The 22269-nt window shown below is 63.7% G+C and carries 19 protein-coding genes; 16 read left to right on the top strand and 3 right to left on the bottom strand.

The features are described 5' to 3' along the window. Position 1 precedes the first annotated feature (1 nt). Positions 2 to 2266, top strand: a complete 2265-nt coding sequence (recG, locus tag IEX78_RS06685; RefSeq protein WP_188827880.1) for an ATP-dependent DNA helicase RecG — start codon at positions 2 to 4, stop codon at positions 2264 to 2266. Here the strand turns inward: recG and IEX78_RS06680 are convergent. Further along, entirely contained in the window at positions 2263 to 3687 is a 1425-nt protein-coding gene (locus IEX78_RS06680; RefSeq protein ID WP_188827879.1) for a short-chain fatty acyl-CoA regulator family protein, read from the bottom strand. The two genes, recG and IEX78_RS06680, sit on opposite strands and share 4 nt — an antisense overlap. Before the next feature lie 342 nt (positions 3688 to 4029). Between IEX78_RS06680 and IEX78_RS06675 the strand changes: the two genes are divergently transcribed. Genes IEX78_RS06675 through coaD form a run of 3 tightly spaced genes read left to right on the top strand, consistent with a single transcriptional unit; the run spans position 4030 to position 8480 of the window. Continuing rightward, complete coding sequence (locus IEX78_RS06675; RefSeq protein ID WP_188827878.1) at positions 4030 to 7428, top strand: pyruvate carboxylase; 3399 nt, start codon at positions 4030 to 4032, stop codon at positions 7426 to 7428. Beyond that, positions 7425 to 7988, top strand: a complete 564-nt coding sequence (gene rsmD / locus IEX78_RS06670; RefSeq protein ID WP_188827877.1) for a 16S rRNA (guanine(966)-N(2))-methyltransferase RsmD — start codon at positions 7425 to 7427, stop codon at positions 7986 to 7988. Before IEX78_RS06675 ends, rsmD begins: the two co-directional genes overlap by 4 nt. A gap of 3 nt (positions 7989 to 7991) precedes the next feature. Then, positions 7992 to 8480 (top strand): pantetheine-phosphate adenylyltransferase, encoded by a 489-nt coding sequence (gene coaD / locus IEX78_RS06665; protein ID WP_188827876.1) that lies wholly within the window; start codon positions 7992 to 7994, stop codon positions 8478 to 8480. On the opposite strand, the gene IEX78_RS06660 is transcribed toward coaD, so the two are convergent. Further along, a complete protein-coding gene (locus tag IEX78_RS06660) occupies positions 8477 to 9016 on the bottom strand; it encodes a GtrA family protein (protein WP_188827875.1) in 540 nt (179 codons plus the stop codon). The two genes, coaD and IEX78_RS06660, sit on opposite strands and share 4 nt — an antisense overlap. Before the next feature lie 229 nt (positions 9017 to 9245). Between IEX78_RS06660 and IEX78_RS06655 the strand changes: the two genes are divergently transcribed. The 12 genes from IEX78_RS06655 (at position 9246) to IEX78_RS06600 (ending at position 21215) form a co-directional block, all read left to right on the top strand. Further along, positions 9246 to 10037: a DivIVA domain-containing protein gene (locus IEX78_RS06655; RefSeq protein ID WP_188828291.1), complete on the top strand. Its 792-nt coding sequence runs from the start codon at positions 9246 to 9248 to the stop codon at positions 10035 to 10037. A gap of 82 nt (positions 10038 to 10119) precedes the next feature. After that, a complete protein-coding gene (locus tag IEX78_RS06650) occupies positions 10120 to 10809 on the top strand; it encodes a YceD family protein (protein WP_188827874.1) in 690 nt (229 codons plus the stop codon). A 2-nt stretch (positions 10810 to 10811) separates the two neighbouring features. Further along, positions 10812 to 10994 (top strand): 50S ribosomal protein L32, encoded by a 183-nt coding sequence (rpmF, locus tag IEX78_RS06645; protein ID WP_188827873.1) that lies wholly within the window; start codon positions 10812 to 10814, stop codon positions 10992 to 10994. A gap of 14 nt (positions 10995 to 11008) precedes the next feature. After that, positions 11009 to 11761, top strand: a complete 753-nt coding sequence (rnc, locus tag IEX78_RS06640) for a ribonuclease III (RefSeq protein ID WP_188827872.1) — start codon at positions 11009 to 11011, stop codon at positions 11759 to 11761. Between the two features lie 3 nt (positions 11762 to 11764). After that, positions 11765 to 12634, top strand: coding sequence for a bifunctional DNA-formamidopyrimidine glycosylase/DNA-(apurinic or apyrimidinic site) lyase (gene mutM / locus IEX78_RS06635; protein ID WP_188827871.1), 870 nt, complete (start codon positions 11765 to 11767; stop codon positions 12632 to 12634). A gap of 15 nt (positions 12635 to 12649) precedes the next feature. Beyond that, a complete protein-coding gene (locus tag IEX78_RS06630) occupies positions 12650 to 13669 on the top strand; it encodes a PHP domain-containing protein (RefSeq protein ID WP_188828290.1) in 1020 nt (339 codons plus the stop codon). Positions 13670 to 13788: 119 nt separating this feature from the next. Then, a complete protein-coding gene (locus IEX78_RS06625; RefSeq protein ID WP_188827870.1) occupies positions 13789 to 14172 on the top strand; it encodes a hypothetical protein in 384 nt (127 codons plus the stop codon). A 258-nt stretch (positions 14173 to 14430) separates the two neighbouring features. Continuing rightward, positions 14431 to 15129, top strand: a complete 699-nt coding sequence (locus tag IEX78_RS06620; RefSeq protein WP_188827869.1) for a hypothetical protein — start codon at positions 14431 to 14433, stop codon at positions 15127 to 15129. A gap of 432 nt (positions 15130 to 15561) precedes the next feature. Then, positions 15562 to 15960, top strand: coding sequence for a hypothetical protein (locus tag IEX78_RS06615; RefSeq protein WP_188827868.1), 399 nt, complete (start codon positions 15562 to 15564; stop codon positions 15958 to 15960). Between the two features lie 329 nt (positions 15961 to 16289). After that, the gene (locus IEX78_RS06610; RefSeq protein ID WP_188827867.1) at positions 16290 to 17759 is read left to right on the top strand and encodes a substrate-binding domain-containing protein; all 1470 of its coding nucleotides are present in this window, start codon (positions 16290 to 16292) and stop codon (positions 17757 to 17759) included. 157 nt (positions 17760 to 17916) lie between these two features. Continuing rightward, entirely contained in the window at positions 17917 to 19080 is a 1164-nt protein-coding gene (locus IEX78_RS06605; RefSeq protein WP_188828289.1) for a glycosyltransferase family 4 protein, read from the top strand. Then, positions 19077 to 21215 carry an amylo-alpha-1,6-glucosidase gene (locus tag IEX78_RS06600; RefSeq protein ID WP_188827866.1) on the top strand — a complete coding sequence of 713 codons (2139 nt, stop codon included), beginning with the start codon at positions 19077 to 19079 and terminating at the stop codon, positions 21213 to 21215. The genes IEX78_RS06605 and IEX78_RS06600 overlap by 4 nt, the downstream gene beginning before the upstream one ends. A gap of 191 nt (positions 21216 to 21406) precedes the next feature. Here IEX78_RS06600 and IEX78_RS06595 read toward each other — a convergent pair whose 3' ends face one another. Continuing rightward, positions 21407 to 22267: a potassium-transporting ATPase subunit C gene (locus IEX78_RS06595; RefSeq protein ID WP_188827865.1), complete on the bottom strand. Its 861-nt coding sequence runs from the start codon at positions 22265 to 22267 to the stop codon at positions 21407 to 21409. Positions 22268 to 22269 lie beyond the last annotated feature (2 nt).

Raw genomic sequence — 22269 nt, 5'->3', positions numbered from 1 at the left:
CATGGCGACATTGCAGGACCGTCTCGACCACGTACTGGGAGTCAAAGCGGCAGAACGACTTTCAGAGTCCTTCGACATGACAACCGTCGAAGATCTGCTGCGTCACTACCCGGCCCGCTACGCGACGCAGGGCCAGCCGCTCACCGAGGAAGTCCCCGACGAGGGCGCGCACATCACCGTCATCGGCCGCATCACGAAAACCGAACTGCGCCCGATGCGTAACCGTCGCGGGAACCTGCTCAAGGTCCACCTCGACACCGGCGCGTCGACCCCGATCGAGATCACCTTCTTCAACGGCGACAAGGTCCGTTTCCTCGTGCGCGAAGGTGCGCGCGCGATGATGTCGGGCACCGTGCACTGGTGGCGGCCCGACCGCTGGAACCTCTCGCACCCCGACTACCTGATCCTGCCAACCACCCCCGACGGCGGCATCGAACAGCTCACGACCGTGCGCGGCAGTGGCGCGCTGAAGGGCCTCGCGCAAAGTGCCAAGGGCGCGGGCGGCATCGACGCCAGCTTCTTCGAACGCGAATTCGTCCCGGTCTATCCCGCGACCGCGAAGGTGCAGAGCTGGGACCTGCTCGCCTGCGTGCGTCAGGTGCTCGACCAACTCGACCCCATCGACGACCCGCTCCCCGCTGACCTGCGCGAAGAGCGCGGCATGATCGACGTCACCGACGCCCTTCGCCTGATCCACCTGCCCGAACACAAGGCCGACATCGACAAAGCACGCGACCGCCTGCGCTTCGATGAAGCACTCGCTTTGCAGCTTGTCCTCGCCGAACGCCGCCACGAAATCGAAGGCCGCACCGCCCCCGCGTGCCCGCCGCGCCCCGACGGCATCGCCGCCGCCTTCGCCGAACAGCTCCCGTTCGAACTCACCGAAGGCCAGCAACAGGTGCTCGGCGAAATCTCCGACGACCTCTCGCGCACCCGGCCGATGCACCGCCTCCTGCAAGGCGAGGTCGGCTCAGGCAAAACCATCGTCGCGCTGAACGCGATGCTGCAAGTGGTCGACTCCGGCCGTCAGTGCGCGTTGCTCGCGCCAACCGAAGTGCTTGCCGCGCAGCACTTTCGGTCGCTGAAAACCATGCTCGGCGACCTCGGCAAAGCCGGTGAACTCGGTGCCGACGACCGCGCGACCAAACTCGTTCTCCTTACCGGTTCGATGTCGGCGAGCGCACGCAAAGCCGCGCTGCTCGACGCCGTCACTGGCGACGCGGGCATCGTCATCGGCACGCACGCCCTGATTCAAGACAATGTCGAGTTCTTCGATTTGGGCGCGGTGATCGTCGACGAACAGCACCGCTTCGGCGTCGAGCAGCGAGATGCTTTGCGCGCCAAGGCAAAAGAAGGCGTCTCGCCGCACCTGCTCGTGATGACCGCGACCCCGATTCCACGCACCATCGCCATGACTACCCTCGGCGACTTGGAAACCTCTACCCTGACCCAACTTCCGCGCGGCCGAAGCCCCATCACGTCGAAAGTTGTTCCACGCAAACTACATCCAGCATGGGTGGATCGTGCGTGGGAACGCATCGTCGAAGAAGTTGGCCAGGGCAGGCAGGCATACGTCGTGTGCTCGCGCATCGGCGAAGACCCCGACGCGCCACCGGCGAAGGGCAAGAAGAAGGCCGAAGAAAAGGAAGCGCCCAATACCGCTGCGGCCGTCGACCTTTACGAAGCGCTCAAAGCAGGCCCGCTCAAAGACGTCCGCGTCGGACTCCTACACGGCCGCCTCCACACCGACGAAAAAGACCAGGTGATGCGGCAATTCAACGACGGTGACATCGACGTGCTCGTCTGCACCACCGTCGTTGAGGTTGGCGTCGACGTCCCCAACGCGACCGTCATGGCCATCGTCGACGCCGACCGCTTCGGCGTGAGCCAGCTGCACCAGCTGCGCGGTCGCATTGGGCGCGGCAAACACCCCGGCCTGTGCCTGCTCATCACCGACATGTCGCCGGGCGGCACCGCGATGGCCCGACTCGACGCGGTCGCGGCAACAACCGACGGGTTCGAACTGTCGGTGCTCGACCTGCGTCAGCGCCGCGAAGGCGACGTCCTCGGCTCAGCACAGTCGGGCACCGCGCGTTCGCTACGCCTGCTCTCGCTGCTCGACGACCTCGAAGTCATCACTGCCGCACAGGAATTGGCGCGCGAGATCGTGGCCGACGACCCCGGCCTGGTGAACCACCCCGGCTTGGCGACGATGGTCACCGCCGCCGTCGACGGTCAACGCCTGGAATACCTCGCGAAAAGCTAGCGAACCAAGCGCGGGTACGGCAGGTCCGTACTCGTGTGCTCAACCAGCGCCAACGGTCGCCCGATCTGCGGAAACGCACGCTGTGGGCACGCTGGTCGCTCGCACACCTTGCACCCGGCCCCAATCGGAACGACCGAATGCGGGTCGTCGAGTTGCAGGCCGTGGGAGTAGACGAGTTTGTCGGCGTATTCGATGTCGCACCCGAGCGCGATCACGAAGTCCTTGCCCGCGGTGCCGTACCCCTGCGCGGTAGTCGGCGTTGTCCTCGCGATCCACAGATAGCGTCGACCGTCCGACATCTCCGAAATCTGCGTGTGGATGCGCCCGGGATTGTCGAACGCCTGATGCGGCACCCACAGCGGGCAACTGCCGCCAACCCGCGAGAAATGAAACGCCGTCGCCGACTGGCGTTTGGAGATGTTGCCCGCCCGGTCGGTGCGGATCAAGAAGAACGGAACCCCACGCTGACCTTGCCGCTGCAACGTGCTGAGCCGATGGCACACCGTTTCGAAACCCACTTCGAACCGCAGCGCGAGCAGGTCGACGTCGTAGCGCAATTCCTCGGCCGACCGCAGGAACCGGCCATACGGCAAGATCAGCGCGCCAGCGAAGTAGTTGGCCAACCCGACGCGCGCGAGCGTGCGCGATTCCCCAACCAGCGCACGGGATTCCGCGAGGACGTTGTCGATTTCGCGGCTGTACAGCAACAGCGCGAGTGTGGTCGCGATCTGGAACGCGCGCTGTCCCGGCCGCAGTCGACGAGCGAGGGTGAGCGTGCGCGTCTCGGGGTCGTAGTGGCGTTTCGGAATGCTCGGATCGGCACCGTCGCCGCGAACAAGCACCGTGACGCCAGCGCGTTCCTCGGCGATGCGCGCCAACTGTCGGTCGAGCGAACCAATCGACAGTCCACTTTCCTCAAACAGCTGCTCAGCGGCATGATCGAGGGTCGCGATGTGATTGCGGTGATCGTAGAAGAAGTCGCGAACGTCGTCGTAGGGCATCGGGGTGCCCGGCACGCCGCCGGGCGCGTCGACGCGAGAGGAAAGCAGGTCGAGTTGGTCGCTTGCCGCGCGCAGGCGGCGGTGCATCGCGATCACGATCCGCGCGACTTCCGGCAGCCGCGTTGCCAATTCCTCGACTTCGGTGATGGGCGCGGTGTCGCCGCCGCCCGCCGCTTCAACGAGCACCTCATGCAAATCCGAAACCAACCGCGCGTCGGAGTCGGCAGCGAAGAACTGCACATCGAGGTCGAACGTTGAATTCAGTTTGAGCAGAACAGGAATCGTGAGCGGCCGCTGATCGCGCTCAAGTTGGTTGAGATAGCTGGGCGACAGATCAAGTGACTTTGCCAGGGCAGCTTGAGTCATTCGGCGCTCTTCGCGCAGCCTGCGTAGCCTGGCCCCCGCGTACATCTTCCGCACGCCGAAGATCTTAACGCGCTTAGTTCGCAATGTTCGCTGAAAAGTTCGATTGGCTTCGCAGTTGTCCGCTCTCGCAAGGGATTCAACCTGGGACTACTGGTGCGTAATGTGCGAAGTGTGACCAAATGACAGAACCGAGTGGTCGGTTCCCGTGCGAGACCGTTCGCACAGGTCACGACCGGGAAACGAAACTGTTGCCACGCGATCGCCAACGCTCGCCGCCCGGTAAAAAGCCTCCCGTGGCGACGATCGACGAGCCCGCTCATGTGACAGCTTCGTGAACGCAACTTCCCAGGTCGCAGGCGGTGGCTGTGATGATTATCCGCCGGGTACCGTGGTCGAATGTTCTCGAAAGTCTTGGTCGCCAATCGCGGCGAGATCGCCATCCGTGCCTTCCGTGCCGCCTACGAACTCGGCATCGGGACGGTCGCGGTTTTCCCACATGAGGACCGCAATTCGGTGCACCGGCTCAAGGCCGCCGAGTCGTATCAGATCGGCGAGAAGGGCCACCCGGTTCGCGCGTATCTGTCGATCGACGCGATCATCGACGCCGCGAAGAGCGCGGGTGCCGACGCGATCTACCCGGGCTATGGCTTCCTGTCCGAGAACCCCGACCTCGCCGCCGCGTGCGAGGAAGCGGGCATCACGTTCATCGGCCCGTCGGCGCACGTGCTTGAGATGGCGGGCAATAAGGCAACCGCCATCGCCGCCGCGCGCGAGGCGGGTCTGCCGGTGCTCAAGTCGAGCGAACCGTCGGCCGATGTCGACTACTTGCTCAGTGCCGCAACCGAATTCGACTTCCCGGTCTTCGTGAAAGCCGTCGCTGGCGGTGGTGGTCGTGGCATGCGGCGGGTGGAAACCCCGGAGCTGTTGCGCGAGTCGATCGAGGCCGCATCGCGTGAGGCCGAGTCGGCCTTCGGCGACCCGACGGTGTTCCTTGAGCAGGCCGTTGTCAACCCGCGCCACATCGAGGTGCAGATCCTCGCTGACCAGCACGGCAACGTCATGCACCTGTTCGAACGCGACTGTTCGCTGCAACGTCGTCATCAGAAGGTCATCGAACTCGCGCCCGCGCCCAACCTCGATCCCGAGCTGCGCGATCGCATCTGCGCCGACGCCGTCGCGTTCGCCCGCCAGATCGGCTACTCCAACGCGGGCACCGTCGAGTTTCTGCTCGACGAGCGTGGCAAGCACGTCTTCATCGAGATGAACCCGCGCATCCAGGTCGAACACACCGTCACCGAGGAAATCACCGACGTCGACCTCGTGCAGGCGCAGCTGCGTATCGCGGCTGGCGAAACCCTCGCTGACCTTGGCTTGAGCCAGGAAACGGTGAGCATTCGTGGTGCCGCGTTGCAGTGCCGCATCACTACCGAAGACCCGGCCAACGGCTTCCGCCCCGACACCGGCCGCATCACCGCTTATCGCACGCCCGGCGGCGCTGGCATCCGCCTCGACGGCGGCGCGAACCTGGGCGCGGAGATCGGCGCGTACTTCGACTCGATGCTGGTCAAGCTCACCTGCCGTGGTCGCGACCTGCCCGCGGCCGCCGCCCGCGCCCGTCGCGCGCTTGCCGAGTTCCGCATTCGTGGCGTCACGACCAACATCCCGTTCTTGCTTTCGGTGCTCGACGACTCCGATTTCCAAGCGGGTCGCGTGACGACGAGCTTCATCGACGAACGTCCCGAACTGCTCACCTCGCGTGGTTCGGCGGACCGTGGCACCAAAATCCTCACCTATCTCGCCGACGTCACCGTCAACAAGCCCAACGGCGAACGTCCGACGAAGGTGTACCCGGCCGACAAGCTGCCCAAGATCGACCTCACGCTGCCGCCGCCGGACGGGTCGCGTCAGCGTCTATTAGCGCTTGGCCCTGAGGGTTTCGCGCGTGCGTTGCGTGAGCAGAAGGCGCTCGGCGTCACCGACACCACCTTCCGCGACGCGCACCAGTCGCTGCTCGCCACTCGCGTGCGCACCACCGGGTTGCTCGGTGTCGCAGGGCATGTCGCGCGCCTGACCCCCGAACTGCTGTCGATCGAAGCGTGGGGCGGCGCCACTTACGATGTGGCCCTTCGCTTTTTGCATGAGGACCCGTGGGAGCGCCTCGCCGCGTTGCGGGAAGCGGTGCCGAACATCTGTTTGCAGATGCTGCTGCGTGGGCGCAACACCGTCGGCTACACGCCGTACCCCGAAAAGGTCACGCGCGCTTTCGTTTCCGAAGCTACCGCGACCGGTATCGACATCTTCCGGATCTTCGACGCGCTCAACAACGTCGACCAGATGCGCCCAGCCATCGACGCGGTGCGCGAAACCGGAACGGCCATCGCCGAAGTCGCGCTGTCCTACACCGGCGACCTGATGAACCCCGACGAGTCGCTCTACACGCTCGACTACTACCTCAAGCTCGCCGAACAGATCGTCGATGCGGGCGCGCACGTGCTCGCGATCAAGGACATGGCCGGGCTGCTGCGCGCACCGGCCGCCGCGAAACTCGTTACGGCCCTTCGCAGTAACTTCGACCTGCCCGTCCATGTCCACACCCATGACACCCCGGGCGGCCAGCTCGCGACTTACCTCGCCGCATGGCAGGCCGGTGCCGATGCCGTCGACGGTGCGTCGGCCGCGATGGCGGGCACGACGTCTCAGCCCGCGCTGTCGGCGATCGTCGCCGCCACCGCACACACCGACCGCGACACCGGCCTCAATCTCGCGAATGTCTGTGACCTTGAACCGTATTGGGAGGCGCTGCGCAAGGTCTACGCGCCGTTCGAGTCGGGTCTGCCCGCGCCGACCGGTCGCGTGTACACCCACGAGATCCCCGGCGGTCAGCTGTCGAACCTGCGTCAGCAGGCGATCGCGCTCGGTCTCGGTGACCGGTTCGAAGAGGTTGAGGCGCGCTACGCCGCCGCCGACCGGCTGCTTGGTCGCCTGATCAAGGTCACGCCGTCGTCGAAGGTCGTTGGTGACCTCGCGCTCGCACTCGTTGGCGCGGGCGTCAGCGTCGACGACTTCGCCGCCGACCCTGGCCGCTACGACCTGCCTGACTCGGTCGTCGGGTTCCTGCGTGGCGAGCTTGGCACCCCGGCCGGTGGTTGGCCCGAACCGTTCCGCACGCGCGCGCTGGCGGGCCGGGCCGAGCCCAAGCCGGTGGTCCCGCTGACCCAGGCCGACGAAGACGGGCTCAACGGCACGTCGCATCAAACCCGCGCCACGCTCAACCGCCTGCTCTTCCCCGGCCCGACGGCGGAGTTCGAAGCGCATCGCGACAAGTACGGCGACACGACCGGCCTGTCGGAAAACCAGTTCTTCTACGGGCTGCGTCGCGGTGAGGAACACCGCGTGCAGTTGGAGAAGGGCGTCACGCTGCTCATCGGGCTCGAAGCGATTTCCGAGCCGGACGAAAAGGGCATGCGCACGGTCATGGCCATCATGAACGGCCAATTGCGGCCGGTCGCGGTGCGTGACCGTTCGGTCGCCTCCGAGGTCCCTGCCGCAGAGAAGGCCGACAAAACCAACCCCGGTCACATCGCGGCACCGTTCGCAGGTGTGGTCACCGTCGCGGTTTCGGAGGGTGACGAGATCAGCGCGGGCGACACCATTGGCACAATTGAGGCCATGAAAATGGAAGCGGCGATCACCGCCCCGCGCGCTGGCGTTGTCGGCCGGATCGCAACGGCGAAGGTGGCCCAGGTTGAGGGCGGTGACCTGCTCGTCGAGTTGGTCACGCGCGATTCCGAATGACGCGCATCGTCGCGGGCGTAGCGGGCGGGCGGCGCTTGAAGGTGCCGCCCGCCGGTACGCGACCCACGTCCGATCGAGTGCGTGAGGCGCTGTTCAGCACCATCGACGCGCGCTTTGGCCTCGACGGCGCTCGCGTACTCGACCTGTACGCGGGCTCGGGCGCACTCGGCCTTGAGGCACTGTCGCGCGGCGCGGAATCGGTGTTGCTGGTCGAGTCGGACCGCACGGCGGCTGGTGTCGTTCGCGCGAATATCGCCGAGCTCGGGCTGCCGGGCGCGCAAATTCGGGTCGCGCCCGTCGGGACCGTGCTCGCTCAGTCGGGCAGCGGCGACATCGACCTTGTCTTCTCCGACCCGCCCTATGACGTCGACACCGAAACCGTCATCAGCGACCTCGCCGCGCTCGCCACCAACAACTGGCTCGCCGACGACGCGCTCGTGATCGTCGAGCGTTCGGTCCGTTCGCCCGAAATCGTTTGGCCCGCAGGGTATTCCGCGCTCAAGCCACGCAAGTACGGGGAGACGCGAATCGAGCTCGCCACCTACGGTGCTAGCGTCTGACGCATGGCTGCCGCACTGTGCCCAGGTTCGTTTGACCCGGTGACCAACGGTCACATCGACGTATTCGCCCGCGCCGCAGCGCAATTCGACGAGGTCATCATCACGGTGATGGTGAACCCGAAGAAGCAGGGCATGTTCACCGTCGATGAGCGGATGGAGCTGTTGCGCGAGTCGGTCGCGGATCTGCCCAACGTGCGTGTCGCGTCATGGCAGGGCCTGCTTGTCGATTTCGCGAAGCAGGAAAACGTCGGCGCGATCGTCAAGGGTCTGCGTGACGCTGGCGATTTCGGTTACGAACTGCAAATGGCGCAGATGAACCACAAGCTCGCTGGCGTCGACACGTTCTTCATCGCGACCAACCCGTCGCTGAGCTTCCTGTCTAGCTCACTGGTCAAGGAAGTCGCTGCCTACGGCGGCGACGTAAGCGACATGCTCCCGCCCGCCGTCCACAAGGCGTTGCTCGACCGCATCGCCGAACGCAAACAGGGCTAGAACAGTCCCCGGAGGGCGAGAAAGCGTAAGCCCCCTACCACCGCGGTAATCGCGAGCACGGCTAACGCTTGGGCGCTGTTGCCGAGGCTTGGCGCGTAAAGGTCGAGCCCGGCGAGCCCAGCGGTCGTCACGATCAAGCCGATCAGCGCGAGTCCGCCGCCTTCCCATTGGGCGGTAAACCAGCCAACGCGGTCGGCGGCGTGGAAGGTGAGTTGGCGATGCAGTTCGTTCGCGATCACCGTGCTCACAAGCGACCCAACAACATTCGCGACAAGCGGGCCAATGCCACCGATCGCGAAAAACAGCAGAACGTAGGCGATATTGCTGGTCCCGCCAACGAGGGCGAAGCGGATGAGCTGCGGGAACGCGCTGTCGGCACGCAAATAGGTGAGGACGCGGTTCGGGTCGGCCGGAGTGGTTCTGCGGGGCGGAGCGATTGCGGGGAGCGGAGCGATGACGGGAAACGGGCCGGTCCATGCGTTGAACGCGTTCGCGAGAGGGGCCGACGGTGATCTCGGCATATCTAACAAAGTCATGGCGACTCCGAACTCCTCCAGCGACAAACACACTCGCGTATGTCTGGCCGACCACGATGTCGTGCCTACCGATGGTAGCCGAAGCGGAGGGCGGTACTCCACTTCTTTTTTTGTGGGATGCGAGACACTCTGGCGACACACCGGCCCGTCGTTCGGCAGAGTGGGTGACGAAGGGCACACTTGGTGACGGCGCGCGTTTTCGCCGTGAGGCAGCAGGAGGGTAGTGAGCATGTATCGCGTATTCGAAGCGCTCGACGAATTGGTCGCCATCGTGGAGGAGGCGCGCGGCATTCCGCCAACGCGCAGCTGCATTGTCCCGCGCGGCGATGTCCTTGAGTTGCTCGACGACGTGCGCGACGCGCTACCGGGCGAACTCGACGACGCCCAGGACGTCCTCGATCACCGCGACAAGATCGTCGGCGACGCACGTAGCGGGGCTGAGGCAACCGTCACGTCGGCGAATGAGAAGGCACGCGCCACGCTCGAAGGTTCGCGCGCCGAAGCCGACCGCATCCTTTCCGAAGCCAAGGCTCACGCCGACCGCATGGTCGCCGAAGCGACCGCGCACGCCGACCGGCTCGTCACCGCGGCACAAGCCGAAGCCGACCAGATCATCGCCGACGGCAACGCCGAATACGACGAACTCACCGGTCGCGCGCGTATCGACGCCGATCGGGCGATTGAGGCCGGCAAGGCGTCGTACGCCCGCGCGATCGCCGACGGCGAAGCCGAGCAGGCCCGCTTGGTCGCCCAAACTGAGGTCGTTCGCGTCTCGCACGCCGAAGCAGCGCGCCTCGTCGACGAAGCGCAAGCCGAAGCCGACCGCGTGCGCGCCGAATGCGACGCCTACGTCGACGAGCACATGGCCGAATTCGGTAGCCGACTCGCGCAAGTCGAGGAAACGCTCAACTCAACCCGTCGCACGATCACGCGCGGACGGCAGCAGATGCGGGCCGCTGGCCAGCCGGAATACCCCGACTACCCGGATTCGCGCGAATACGCGGCCGAACACCGTCGCTAAACCGAGCGCGTTTTGAGATCGCGCGCTGGTTTGCGTACTGTTGACTGGTTGCCCACGATCCCTCGAATGAAGTGAGTCAGTGATGTCCGCCGGTTCCGGTTCACCATCGCGTCAGCGCTCGACCAACAACGGTCCAGTGTCCGACGCGGGTTTTGTGCTGGATGTCCGCAGTTTCGGCCGCAGGCCTGGCACTATGCGGGAGCTGCATCGCACGGCCACCGAGCACGAGCGCTTGGGTCTCGACCTGATCGCCATCCCGGCTAACGCCGAGGTGGAGCTTGACCTGCAGTTGCAGGCGGTTTCCGAAGGCGTGCTGGTCACCGGCACGGCATCGGGCCCGACGGCGGGGGAGTGCTCGCGCTGCCTCGAACCGTTCACCGATCACGTTGATATCCATCTCACGGAGCTGTTCGCGTATCCCGACAGCACCACCGAGCAAACAACCACCGACGACGAGGCCTATCGGATGGTCGATGACCTGATCGACCTCGAACCGGTGATCCTCGACGCCATTGGGCTTGAGCTTCCGCTCCAGCCGCTCTGCACTCCCGACTGCGCTGGGCTCTGCCCGGAGTGTGGGGTGCGGATGGCGATTGCGGGTTCTGATCACGGGCATGAGATACTGGACCCTCGCTGGGCGAAATTGGCGAGCTTCGGCTCCGATGCGCCTGGTACCGGCGACCCCGCTGAGGGTTCCACCAATCCGAACCACCCCGCTGCTTCAGCATCCGACGATGCTGAGTCGCGCAGCGAAAACCTAGAGGAGAAGTAGCCGTGGCTGTTCCCAAGCGCCGGATGTCGCGTTCCAACACTCATGCCCGTCGCAGCCAGTGGAAGGCTAGCGCCCCCACGCTGGTCACCTGCCCGAACCGCGCTTGCGGTGAGAAGACCCTCCCGCACATCGCGTGCCCGAGCTGCGGCACCTACAAGGGCCGCCAGGTCACCTCTGCTGTCTGATCTGTCTTAACGACGTGACCGTCAAAGACGAAGAAGCTGGGTCGGTGGATCACACCGACCTGCTCACCGCCCTCGGTGTCGACGTACGACCGGAGCTGCTGCGCCTAGCGCTGACGCACCGGTCGTACGCGTACGAGAACGGCGGCCTGCCGACCAACGAGCGCCTCGAATTCCTCGGGGACTCGGTGCTCGGCCTTTCCATCACCGAACGCCTCTACACCGAGCACCCGGAGAAGTCCGAGGGTGAACTCGCGAAGCTGCGCGCCAGCGTGGTGAACATGCACGCGCTCGCCGAAGTCGCTCGCGGTCTCGGTGAAGCTGGTCTCGGTCCCCATTTGCTGCTCGGTAAGGGCGAAGAGCTCACCGGCGGCCGCAACAAGCCAAGCATTCTTGCCGACGGCATGGAGTCGCTGCTTGGTGCTGTGCACCTTGAGCACGGCATCGACGTCGCGCGCGAAGTTGTGCTTCGACTGTTCGCTGAGTTGCTCGATCGCGGTCCCCGCATGGGTGCCGGGCTCGACTACAAAACCAGCCTGCAAGAACTCACCGCCGAGCGCGGTCTTGGTGTGCCCAATTACGAGATCACCTCGACGGGCCCCGATCACAACAAAGAATTCACCGCCACCGCGGTTATCGCGGGCGACGGCTACGGCCAGGGTGTTGGCCGGTCCAAGAAGGAAGCCGAGCAGAAGGCGGCCGGTGCCGCGTACCGCAAGTTGGCTGCCGATTCCGAAGCTCCCGCTGATTCCGACTCATCCGAAGCCTGACTCGTGCCCGAGCTGCCCGAAGTTGAGGTAGTGCGGCGGGGGCTCGCCGAGCACGCGGTTGGTCGTTCCATTGACGCCGTCACCGTCACGCATCCGCGTTCGGTGCGGCGTCATCTCGAAGGGGCCGCTGACCTTGCCGGTCGGTTGGCCGGGTTGCGGATCGACAGCGCGCGGCGGCGCGGCAAGTATCTGTGGCTCACGTTCGATGAGCCGGACACCGCGCTCATCGTGCACCTTGGGATGAGCGGGCAAATGCTGGTGCGGCCCAGCGATTCGCCGGTGGAAAAGCACGCGCATATTCGTGCTGGACTCGGCGATGGGGTCGAGTTGCGGTTTGTTGATCAGCGCACGTTCGGTGGGTGGGCGCTCGGCGAATTGGTTGACGTTGACGGCACGTCGGTGCCGGATTCGGTGGCCCATATCGCGCGCGACCCACTCGATCCACTGTTCGACGTCGACGCTGTTGTCGACGCGATTCGCGCGAAACGCACTGAGATTAAACGGGTTTTGCTCGATCAGACCGTGGTTTCGGGAATTGGCAACATTTATGCCGACGAGGCGCTGTGGCGTGCGCGGTTGCATGGCACGCGCATTGCCGCCAACCTTTCGCGGCCGGTTATTCGCGCACTGCTCGCCGACGTCACCGCCGTGATGAGCGAAGCGTTAGCGGTTGGTGGCACTTCCTTCGACGCCCTCTACGTCGATGTGAACGGGGACGCTGGCTATTTCTCGCGGTCGCTCGCGGCATATGGCAGGGAGAACGAACCGTGCGACCGGTGCGGGACCCCGTTGGTGCGCGAACAATTCATGAACCGGTCGTCGTTTTCGTGCCCGGTTTGTCAGCCGAGGCCGCGCGGTAGGGCGAGGAGCTGATTCGCGATGCCAAGCCTGGATCCTGTTGCGGCGCTTCGGGAAATTGGGTTTTGGCTTGAGCGGGGTCGGGCGGAAACGCATCGGGTGAAGGCGTATCGGAAGGCCGCTGACATTGTGCAGGGGCTTTCTGATGCTGAGCTTTTATCGCACACGCAGGCATGTTCGTGGCGTTCGTTGGCCGGGATCGGGCCTAAGACGGCTGCGGTAATTGAGCAGGCCGTAGCTGGCGCGGTTCCCGACTATTTGGTCGAATTGCGTTCTGCGGCAACGGCTATCGCTCCTGCTGGTGATGCGTTGCGCGGTGTGCTGCGCGGGGATTTGCATACACATTCGAATTGGTCGGACGGCGGAAGTCCGATCGAGGAAATGATGCGAACGGCGGCGATGCTTGGCCACGAGTATTGCGCGTTGACCGATCATTCGCCACGCTTGACCGTGGCGAACGGTCTTTCGCGCGACCGATTATTGCGCCAACTTGATGTGGTCGCTGAATTGAACGCCGAACTCGCGCCCTTCCGCATTCTCACTGGAATCGAAGTCGACATTCTCGACGACGGCACGCTGGACCAGGACGCTGACCTGCTGGAACAGCTCGACATCGTGGTTGCGAGCGTGCATTCGAAACTGCGCGCGGACAGCGAGACGATGACGAAACGAATGGTGTACGCGGTAGCGAACCCCAACGTCGACATCCTTGGCCACATGACGGGCCGTTTGGTTGAGGGTTCACGAGGAACGCGCCCGGAATCGAGTTTCGACGCCGAGGTGGTTTTGGAGGCATGCCGCCGCTTCTCAACAGCGGTCGAGATTAACTCCCGCCCCGAAAGACGCGACCCCCCAGGCCGTTTGATCGACCTTGCCGTCGAAATGGATTGCTATTTCAGTATCGACACCGACGCCCACGCCCCGGGCCAGCTAGCCTGGCAGGGATACGGGTGCGAGCGGGCTTTGGCGCACGGGGTGGTCGCCGAGCGGGTGATCGACACGTGGGAGGTTGAGCGGTTGTTGGAATGGACTCGGGAAACACGAGATTAGCGCCCCGGATGATTGAGCTTGATTTCGATATCAAAGGTTATCCGAGTTCAGGTTGACGGATTGAGCTGGATGACGACCTAACGTCTGTTTATGAGCCGGACCTGGTGCAGGGGGCATTTATGGGCGACGTGGTGCTGGTGATCGAGGGACGCGACTTTAGTACAAGATTCGGCTGGATGACACTTATCCATTGGTGTGTGGGGCTTTGCCATGCCGTACAGCGCCTTGAGCATCAAGACCAGCATGAACTGCTCTCGCCCGAATCAGATGACGTTCTTCGATTTATTAGAGTCAGAGATCGTTTGACTGTTTCGGCTAGCTATGTGGGTCAGGTCGCGGTAACAGGTTTCCCCGAATTTTCCGCCGCGGTGAACCGCTTTGTCGCAGTGAAGTTTGGTTGGATAGAGCAGAACTATTCTCGTGCGCTATTAAATCCAGGGATGCGCGGCGTTTACAGGAGGATCGGTCGGACATTGCCGAGGGGTGCCTGCGGGGAGGGATAGTGCAGCTTTGGTTGAGTCGCGGTGGCCAGCTACTGTTGTGGCACTTCGATGTGCTACACCTGCAACTGGTCGACGTTCGTGGGCCCGACACGGATATCGAAACGTCATGAGGCCACCGATGTCTCCAGCCTCAACGAGCTCATTCGCCGACTATTGGACTGGGTTGGCTGCGCATAATTCGGTATGGTCGTCGCAACCGACTTCACGCTGCTGGTGAAGCTCCAGCCGTAGTTGGCACTATTTGGCCAAAGGATAGGAATGAGCGAGACCTTTATCAGTGAGCGTCGTGAATTAGCTCGAGTGTCGACGATGGTGAATGACTTCTTCCATGTGGAGAGAAGTTTCCCGTCGCAGGTTTTCAAGCATCCTTCCAGGCGTACTTACTTTACTCGATACGGGCTAAGTATTTCTTCGGAGTTTTGGCCCGCACTTTCTTCGCTTGCTGAATTGCACGGAGATGCGGCTGTGTACGTCTCAGAGGTTTCCCACTGTCTGGGCGACTCATTCCGGGCTGCAGATTGCTATCCTGCTTTCAAACTGGACGTGCGCTCGGGACCGGACGACTACAGGCGGATGATGCAATCTGACCGTGTGGCGGGGAGCGAAGGAATAGGGTTCTTTCAATTTCTTTCGACCAAAATCGCCATTACCGCGACGTCGGGCCTGTGGGGGTGTTTCGGTGAACGGGGCGCTGGGATTCTGGCCGTAATTGCTCCTGATACGCACGAAATGTGGGACTGGTCCCGGAAGCACGGACTGTATTCGGCGTATTCGGCACTGGAAGAATTGGCGTTTGCCTACCGGAGCGACCTGATTCCCGACGATCACATTCTAGAATTCATTCATAATTACCGTGGTGGTGCCTGCGCGCAAGATCTAGAGAGACTGGCATCGAGCATGTGGCACATGCGGGCCGAGCTTAGGTCGGAGCCAGGTGAGGACTTCAGTAACGACTGAGGCGCGCTAGCCGTGCGGGAAGGTCGGCTGAGCACTGCCCGTTACCTACATTCCCAACCCATTCATTCCCGAACGATGGTCCCTAGACCATGACCGACAACCGGGCCGACGGCCGATACCAGTTTTCGCTGTATAGACCTGAGCAAACGGATTGCCTCGCGAACTGTTAAATCAACAGCTACCATTTCTACCCCGCCATTCCAATACTCTGCCGCCGCTCCCGGGGGCGGCAGCGGGCTTCAGTGCCAGCGGATGTCGCGGGTAGTTGCCCCCCATAAATGGCCCAATCGCCAGTCACAGACTTCGCCGCGGACCGAATCCTCATTCATGGCGAGCGGCCCACGCTGACGGGATATATGTTACCCAAAGGTGGTCGAGTATGAGCGCCAACTGCCCTCAGTGCAGACGGAATCATTTGAAAGAGGTATTTAGATGAAGGTGGTCTTTGCGGCGGACCCGACCCCGGAGGAGCCTGACAAGTTCCCGCCTGGATACCAATACCCGCTTGCACAGAGAGGCGTCTACTCGGTCCGATCGATGGCGTTGATGGGTCGGCTCCTCACAGTGCTGGTCGTCGACGAACAGGGCTGGCCGAAGTGGTACCCCATCCAGCTATTTGAGATCGCGGATCCGCGTCTGCCTGAGAGTTGGCTGTTCACGCGAAGGCCAGAGAATGTTCTAACTGCCGTGTGGGGATATCCTTCGATGGCCACCGACCTACAGCACATCGTTGAATTAAGGCGGCGGAGCGAGAGTGCCCTCCGCACCTTCCTGGCGGAGTCTGGGGTCGCGGGCTATGACGAAGCTGCGGGCCGCTTTCATGATTTTTAGGGACGTCGTCCAGACCAGCAACCGGTCGCCGCTTGCGGTACTGCTCGACATCGATCCTGCACCTTGGCGAGCCCTGGCCACCTGAGACGGGTGAGCCCCGCGGCCTTCGTCAAGGTAGATAAAGTGCGATTAACTGGTCATTAATTGCCGCAAGAAGCGCGGTAAATCGCTGCCGCACCTCACTACAGGGTTCGCGACACGCAGACCCTCAGGGCGACAGGGGGAGACGGCGGGTGAATGTTGTTCTAACACTTGCCCGCTCGCACGGACTTGTCGGTGGGGTCTGATAAATATCGACGCAAGATCAATGTCGATAGTGGGGGTGAGGCATGGGCGTGGGGGAGTTCCCGTGGGACATTGCGATTTCGGCGGTCGGTCTCGTCGTTGCTGTCGCGGCGTTCCTACGTCAGTTCGTGTTCGGCGAACACCGACAGCTTGGTTATCGGGTGCAGATGAACACACCATCGAGCACCCTCGCGGCGCTAGGTGGAGCTGGTGACCCGCCGGACGGGCTCATGCTCGTGCGCATCGAGAACATCCGCCACACGGCTATTGAGGATGAGCACTATCCCGACAACGGCGGCCCAGCGCTGGTCTTCCCCGAACATACGGTTGTGGCGGCCGCGGTGACCGAAAGAGTCACGCGCGAAGGCACTTCTGTCGAAGCCCTGTCCCCGGCGCTGACGGGTATCGCCGCCACCAACGGCGACGGAAGCGCCATTATTCGGTTGCCCAAGGAACGGCTGGGGCGCGGGGAACACTACAAGGTGCTCATCGCGCTGAAAGGGCCCAAGCCCGACCCTGCCGATCCGAACGGCACCAACGTCGTCGGTGTGAGCGGCAGCTTGGTTGGCGGGGCCGAACTACAGCCGACCAATAGCGGTTCCCGCCGTGACCCAGTCCTGGTCGGGCTCGCGAGCTTCCTCGCCCTAGTCGTCCTCGCTCAGCTCCTGTTCGCGGTCCTGCAACCCGACCCACCCCCACGCGACTGCGCCGCAGGCGATCTCACCATCGTCGGCTCAACCGCGATGGCTCCCATGATTAAAAAGGCCGCGCAAGCCTACGAAAACACCTGCACCGCAGCACATTTCACGTTCCAGTTCTCCAGCACCGAAAACGGGCTCACCAAACTCGCCGAAGCGGGCACCAACGCCTCGATGGTCGCGATCGGTGACGGGAGCAAAGGGGTGAACTTCCCCACTCTCAAGGAAACGCCCGTCGCTCTGTCGTCCTTCACCCTCGTCGCGCACAAAGACGTTGGCGTGCACGACCTTTCGGTTCAGCAGATCCGCGACATCTATCGCGGCAACGTACGGAACTGGAACCAAGTCGGGGGTGTTGATGCGCCGATTGTGCTCGTTGACCGCAAGGCCGACTCCGGTACGCGTAGGGTGATGGAAGCGCAGTTACTCGAAGAGAATCGCAAGGTGTTCCGCTACACAAGCTGCGCGGGCATCCCCGCTGGCGCTCAACAGTGCGAGGTAGACGACACCGAGAACGTGAGCACCTACGTAGCGCGCATGCCCGGATCCATCGGATATGTGGAGACTTCGGCGGTGGCCGCGGGCCTGGTGCCGATCACGATTGACGGCGCGAATCCGACCTCAGGAGATATTCGCGCGCGCCGGTATCCGTTTACCGCAGTGGAAAACGCGTACACGAATGGAACGGTCGCCGGTGATTCGCTGGCCGCTCAATTTATCGAGTACCTCCGGCGCGGCAAGGGCAAACTTATTGTCGAACAGTTTGGCGACATTGCCTGCGTTGAGCTCCCTCAACCCGACGTCTGTACGCCGTAGAGCGGCGATTCGTGCCAAATATTCGGTGAAATAGGCGAATCGCCGGACAACGATTCCGGCAACACGCTGGTTTACTGCCTGGTAGCGGGGTACTTTCCGTAACGGCCCTTGCTCTTAGCCTCCTGGAAGGATGGTCATGAGTGCAGACATGTCGGCAATGACGCCGACCGGGTTCACCGCATCGGAGTTGTTTTCCCTCGATAACGGTGAACCACTGCGGATCGCGATGGTTGTTCCACCGTATTTCGATGTGCCACCCAAGGCGTATGGCGGTGTGGAAGCCGTTGTCGCCGACCTGGTTGATTCGCTCTGCGAGCGCGGTCACCACGTCACCCTCTTCGGTGCGGGCGAGCCCGGCACGAAGGCCGATTTCGTTCCCCTATGGGACCGCATTCAGCCCGAGCGCCTTGGCGATCCGTTCCCCGAAGTCGTTCACGCGCTCCGAGTGCGTCGGGCGATCGAGCAGCTCGCCGAAACCGACGGCATCGATCTAGTACACGACCACACGTTCGCTGGCCCGCTCAACGCGCCCGCGTACGCGAACCTCGGCTTGCCGACGGTGGTCACTGTGCACGGTCCGGTGCAGGACGACTGCTACCGCTACTACAAGGAATTGGGGCAGGAGTGCTCGCTCGTCGCGATCAGCGACCGGCAGCGCGAACTGGCTCCCGATTTGAAGTGGGTCGGTCGCGTGCACAACGCGCTACGACCCGATATGTGGCCGTTCCAAACCGAAAAGCAGGACTACGCGCTGTTTCTCGGTCGCTTCAGCTTCGACAAAGGCCCGCACCTCGCGCTCGACGCGGCGCACGAGGCTGGGATCCCGCTTGTCCTCGCTGGCAAGTGCTCAGAGCCGCCGGAAAAGGCGTATTTCGAAGAGTATGTGCGCCCGCGCCTCACGGAGAACGATCACGTTTTCGGCCTCGCCGACGCGGCCGCCAAGCGTAAACTGCTCTCCGGAGCACGTGCGCTGCTGTTCCCCATTCGCTGGGAGGAGCCTTTCGGCATGGTCATGATCGAAGCGATGGTCTGCGGAACGCCGGTTGTCGCGTTGCGTGGCGGTGCGGTCGAGGAAGTCCTCGTCGAAGGTGTCACCGCGCGCATTTGCGATGATCCGAGCGAATTGCCCGCGGCGCTTGCCGAAGTCGCGCATTACGACCCTGCCGCGTGCCGCGCGCATGTGGAAGCCAACTTCGGTGCCGACGTACTCGGTCGCGGATACGAGCAGGTGTATCGGCGCATTTTGGCGCGCGAGCGCGTTGGGTACCCGCCCTTCGGAATCCCCGTGCCCGTCGGGGCGGCGAGCAGCGGGCGCGCATGAGCCTAGACAGCGTCTCACCGCCCAATCCGCTCAATGCCGGTGAACCTGCCGCGCTCGGCGGCGCGGGCGGCACCGTCACTCTGGTAGAAGGCGGCACGTTCTGCCTGTCCGACCGACTTGGTGATATTGAGCCAGGTAAACCGCAAGGTTTGTTCTTCCGAGACGCGCGAGTTATCTCGCGTTGGGAATTGCTGATCGACGGCAAACGGCCTGAGGCGCTGTCGGTGCTCAGTCCCGAGGCGTTCGCGGCCCGGTTCGTGTTGCGGCGCCCACCGCAGCAGGGCCGGGCCGACAGCACGTTGCTTGTTGTCCGCGACCGGCTGGTTGCCGACGGCATGCACGAGCTGATCACGCTCGAAAACATGAGCCGCGAAGCCACCGCGGTGGTGCTTGAGCTGCATGTTGACGCTGATTTTGTCGACCTGTTCTCGGTGAAGGAAGGCCGGATGGGCGGCCGTCGCGCGGAGATGACCACCTCCGACGGCGAACTGCTCCTGCACGACCGCGCCGACCTGTCGCGGGGGCTCGCGCTCACCTCAACGGTCGAGCCAATGGTGTTGCCCGGCACCATGATTTGGCGCGTTGTTGTGCCAGCGGGTGGTCGCTGGCAGACCGAAATCACCGCGCAACCGGCCGGTGCCGCGCAACGGCCGCGCATGGAAGGCACCCCGGGCGAGCGGTATCGGGCAAGCGAGCCGGTGCGCAAAATTCAGGCGTGGCGGGCAACGGCAACCGACATCACCGCCGACTCAGCCCTGCTCAACCGGGTGTTGCAACGCAGCGAAAGTGATTTGGGCGCACTGCAAATCCACACCGACACCGGCACGGGCAGACCGTTCGTCGCTGCGGGCGCGCCCTGGTTCATGACGCTGTTCGGGCGCGATTCCCTGCTCACGGCGTGGATGTCGCTTCCGCTGGAAACCGACCTCGCGCTCGGCACTTTGCAGCAGTTGGCGGAGTTGCAGGGCCAGACAGTCGACCCGCTTGTTGAAGAAGAACCGGGCCGCATCATGCACGAAATGCGGCGCGGACCCGCGGTCGGCCAGGTGCTCGGCGGGCAGATCTACTACGGAACTGTCGATGCCACCCCGCTTTTCGTGATGCTGCTTGCCGAGTGTCTGCGCTGGGGTGCGGAGCCATCCGCGATCGCGGCCCTGCTGCCCGCCGCCGATGCCGCGATCAGCTGGATCACCGACTTCGGCGACCGCGACGATGACGGGTTCGTCGAATACGTTCGCGCCACCGATCGCGGGTTGATCAACCAGGGTTGGAAAGACAGTTTCGACGGCATCAACGACGCCGAAGGCAACCTCGCGCACGCGCCGATCGCGCTGTGTGAAGTGCAGGGATACGTGTACGCGGCGTATCTCGCGCGGGCTGAATTGGCTGATGCGTTCGACGAACCGGCGGTCGCGGTGCGGATGCGCGAACGCGCGGCTGAGCTGCGCACCAAGTTCGCTGAACAGTTTTGGCTACCGCAGTGCGGGTGGTACGCGATCGCGCTCGACGCCAACAAACGTCAGGTCGACGCGCTCACCAGCAACGCGGCGCACGCCCTGTGGTCGGGCATCGCCACCGACGAGCACGCGGAGATCCTGATCCGCAATCTCGCACGCGCGGAAATGGATTCGGGCTTCGGGTTGCGCACGCTCGCTTCGGATATGGGCGCGTACAACCCGATGAGTTACCACAGTGGTTCGGTGTGGCCGCACGATACGGCGATCGCTGTCGCGGGCCTCATGCGCTACAGCCATGTCCCGGGCGCGGTCGAATTGGCGACGAAGCTGTCCGGTGGATTGCTTGACGCCGCAGCCGCTTTCGACGGTCGACTACCGGAATTGTTCTGCGGTTTCCAGCGGTCGCGGTTCCCCGCGCCGGTGCCGTATCCCACGTCATGCTCACCGCAGGCATGGGCGAGCGCGGCACCGCTGCTGTTGGTTCGTTCGTTCCTCGGCTTGAACCCCGACGTCCCGAACCGCACGCTCACATTGTCGCCTCGGGTGCCACCCGAGTGGGGCTGCGTGCGCATGTCGGAGTTCCGACTGGGCGAAGACGTGACGATCGACCTCGTTGTGTGCGGGGGAGAGGTCACGACGAACGGGTTGCCCGAGGGGTGGGAATTGATCACGGAGTAAACGTTGGCGCGCTGAAAGGCACGGTCCCATGTGCGGGTCCGTGCCTTTCGCGTGATGCCCTCGCGGTTGCCCTGGCACGCACGGTGCTGGGGACGACCGGGAGTCGCGGTCGCGGCACGCACGGTGCTGGGGGCCAGCCGCAGCCGCTGTTGGCGGGGTCGCGGCCCGAAATGTGGCTGGTCCGCTTCCCCCTACCTGACTGGGAATTCCTCGTCGAGCGCCAGGTTCAGCTCCACCACATTGACCGTTGGTTCGCCCAGGAAGCCCAGGGTGCGGCCGGTCGTGTGCGCCGCGACGAAACTCCGCACCTCGTCGGCGGATACTCCACGCTCACGCGCAACGCGCGCCACCTGAAGAGCCGCGTACTCCGGTGAAATGTGCGGGTCCAAACCACTGCCGCTCGCCGTGACCGCATCGGCGGGGATCGTTGGATGCGCGGGCGCGTCACCGAGGATCGGGGTGATGCGACCGGCCGCGTAATCTCCATCAGGCTGCGCGCAGTCGACCCGCACCCCACGGTAAGTCGCGACGAACGGCGTCGCGGGACATACCTGGTTGACGCTGACAACCTGGGTAGGGTGCGCGACCTCGCCGTCAGCACCACGCGGGCCAAGCACCGAAAGGACCGCGCCCACACCATCTTTCGTGCAGAACGGGCGGCCACCAGCGACCCGCTCACGGTCGGCGATGTCGCGATCACGCGCACACACCTGCGTCAGCAGACTCTTACGCGCGGGGGTGTCGATGATGTCTTCCGGACCCAAATTGCTTGCGCCACTAGCTAACCCGTCGTAATCGGCAGCAGAGGGACGGGACTGGAAGTACCCGGCAAGCGGGTTGCCGTGAGCGTCGGTGAACGACTGCCCGATCAGACTGCTCCCAACCACCCGACCGTCGCGCTCGATGAGCGATCCGCCTGCCTTAGCTGACACGAAAGGCAGCTGGCCAATCGCGAAAATCGTTAGTGGATAGCAGATTCCAGCGATAGCCGTGAGGACGACCAGTGCGCGAAACGCCGCGAGGTGTTGCCGAAGCCAAACAGAAAGTCGCATGG

Origin of the sequence: Nocardia camponoti (genome assembly GCF_014646135.1) — a bacterium.
Lineage (GTDB): Bacteria > Actinomycetota > Actinomycetes > Mycobacteriales > Mycobacteriaceae > Nocardia > Nocardia camponoti.
Note: the sequence above shows the minus strand (reverse complement) of the source record. Positions and strands in the feature narration are given on the sequence as shown.

Excerpts from the sequence above, each read along its gene's own strand:
- recG (WP_188827880.1), top strand. The coding sequence starts at position 2 with ATGGCGACATTGCAGGACCGTCTCGACCACGTACTGGGAGTCAAAGCG.
- IEX78_RS06675 (WP_188827878.1), top strand. The coding sequence starts at position 4,030 with ATGTTCTCGAAAGTCTTGGTCGCCAATCGCGGCGAGATCGCCATCCGT.
- rsmD (WP_188827877.1), top strand. The coding sequence starts at position 7,425 with ATGACGCGCATCGTCGCGGGCGTAGCGGGCGGGCGGCGCTTGAAGGTG.
- coaD (WP_188827876.1), top strand. The coding sequence starts at position 7,992 with ATGGCTGCCGCACTGTGCCCAGGTTCGTTTGACCCGGTGACCAACGGT.
- IEX78_RS06660 (WP_188827875.1), bottom strand. The coding sequence starts at position 9,016 with ATGACTTTGTTAGATATGCCGAGATCACCGTCGGCCCCTCTCGCGAAC.
- IEX78_RS06655 (WP_188828291.1), top strand. The coding sequence starts at position 9,246 with ATGTATCGCGTATTCGAAGCGCTCGACGAATTGGTCGCCATCGTGGAG.
- IEX78_RS06650 (WP_188827874.1), top strand. The coding sequence starts at position 10,120 with ATGTCCGCCGGTTCCGGTTCACCATCGCGTCAGCGCTCGACCAACAAC.
- IEX78_RS06625 (WP_188827870.1), top strand. The coding sequence starts at position 13,789 with ATGGGCGACGTGGTGCTGGTGATCGAGGGACGCGACTTTAGTACAAGA.
- IEX78_RS06620 (WP_188827869.1), top strand. The coding sequence starts at position 14,431 with ATGAGCGAGACCTTTATCAGTGAGCGTCGTGAATTAGCTCGAGTGTCG.
- IEX78_RS06615 (WP_188827868.1), top strand. The coding sequence starts at position 15,562 with ATGAAGGTGGTCTTTGCGGCGGACCCGACCCCGGAGGAGCCTGACAAG.
- IEX78_RS06610 (WP_188827867.1), top strand. The coding sequence starts at position 16,290 with ATGGGCGTGGGGGAGTTCCCGTGGGACATTGCGATTTCGGCGGTCGGT.
- IEX78_RS06605 (WP_188828289.1), top strand. The coding sequence starts at position 17,917 with ATGACGCCGACCGGGTTCACCGCATCGGAGTTGTTTTCCCTCGATAAC.
- IEX78_RS06600 (WP_188827866.1), top strand. The coding sequence starts at position 19,077 with ATGAGCCTAGACAGCGTCTCACCGCCCAATCCGCTCAATGCCGGTGAA.
- IEX78_RS06595 (WP_188827865.1), bottom strand. The coding sequence starts at position 22,267 with ATGCGACTTTCTGTTTGGCTTCGGCAACACCTCGCGGCGTTTCGCGCA.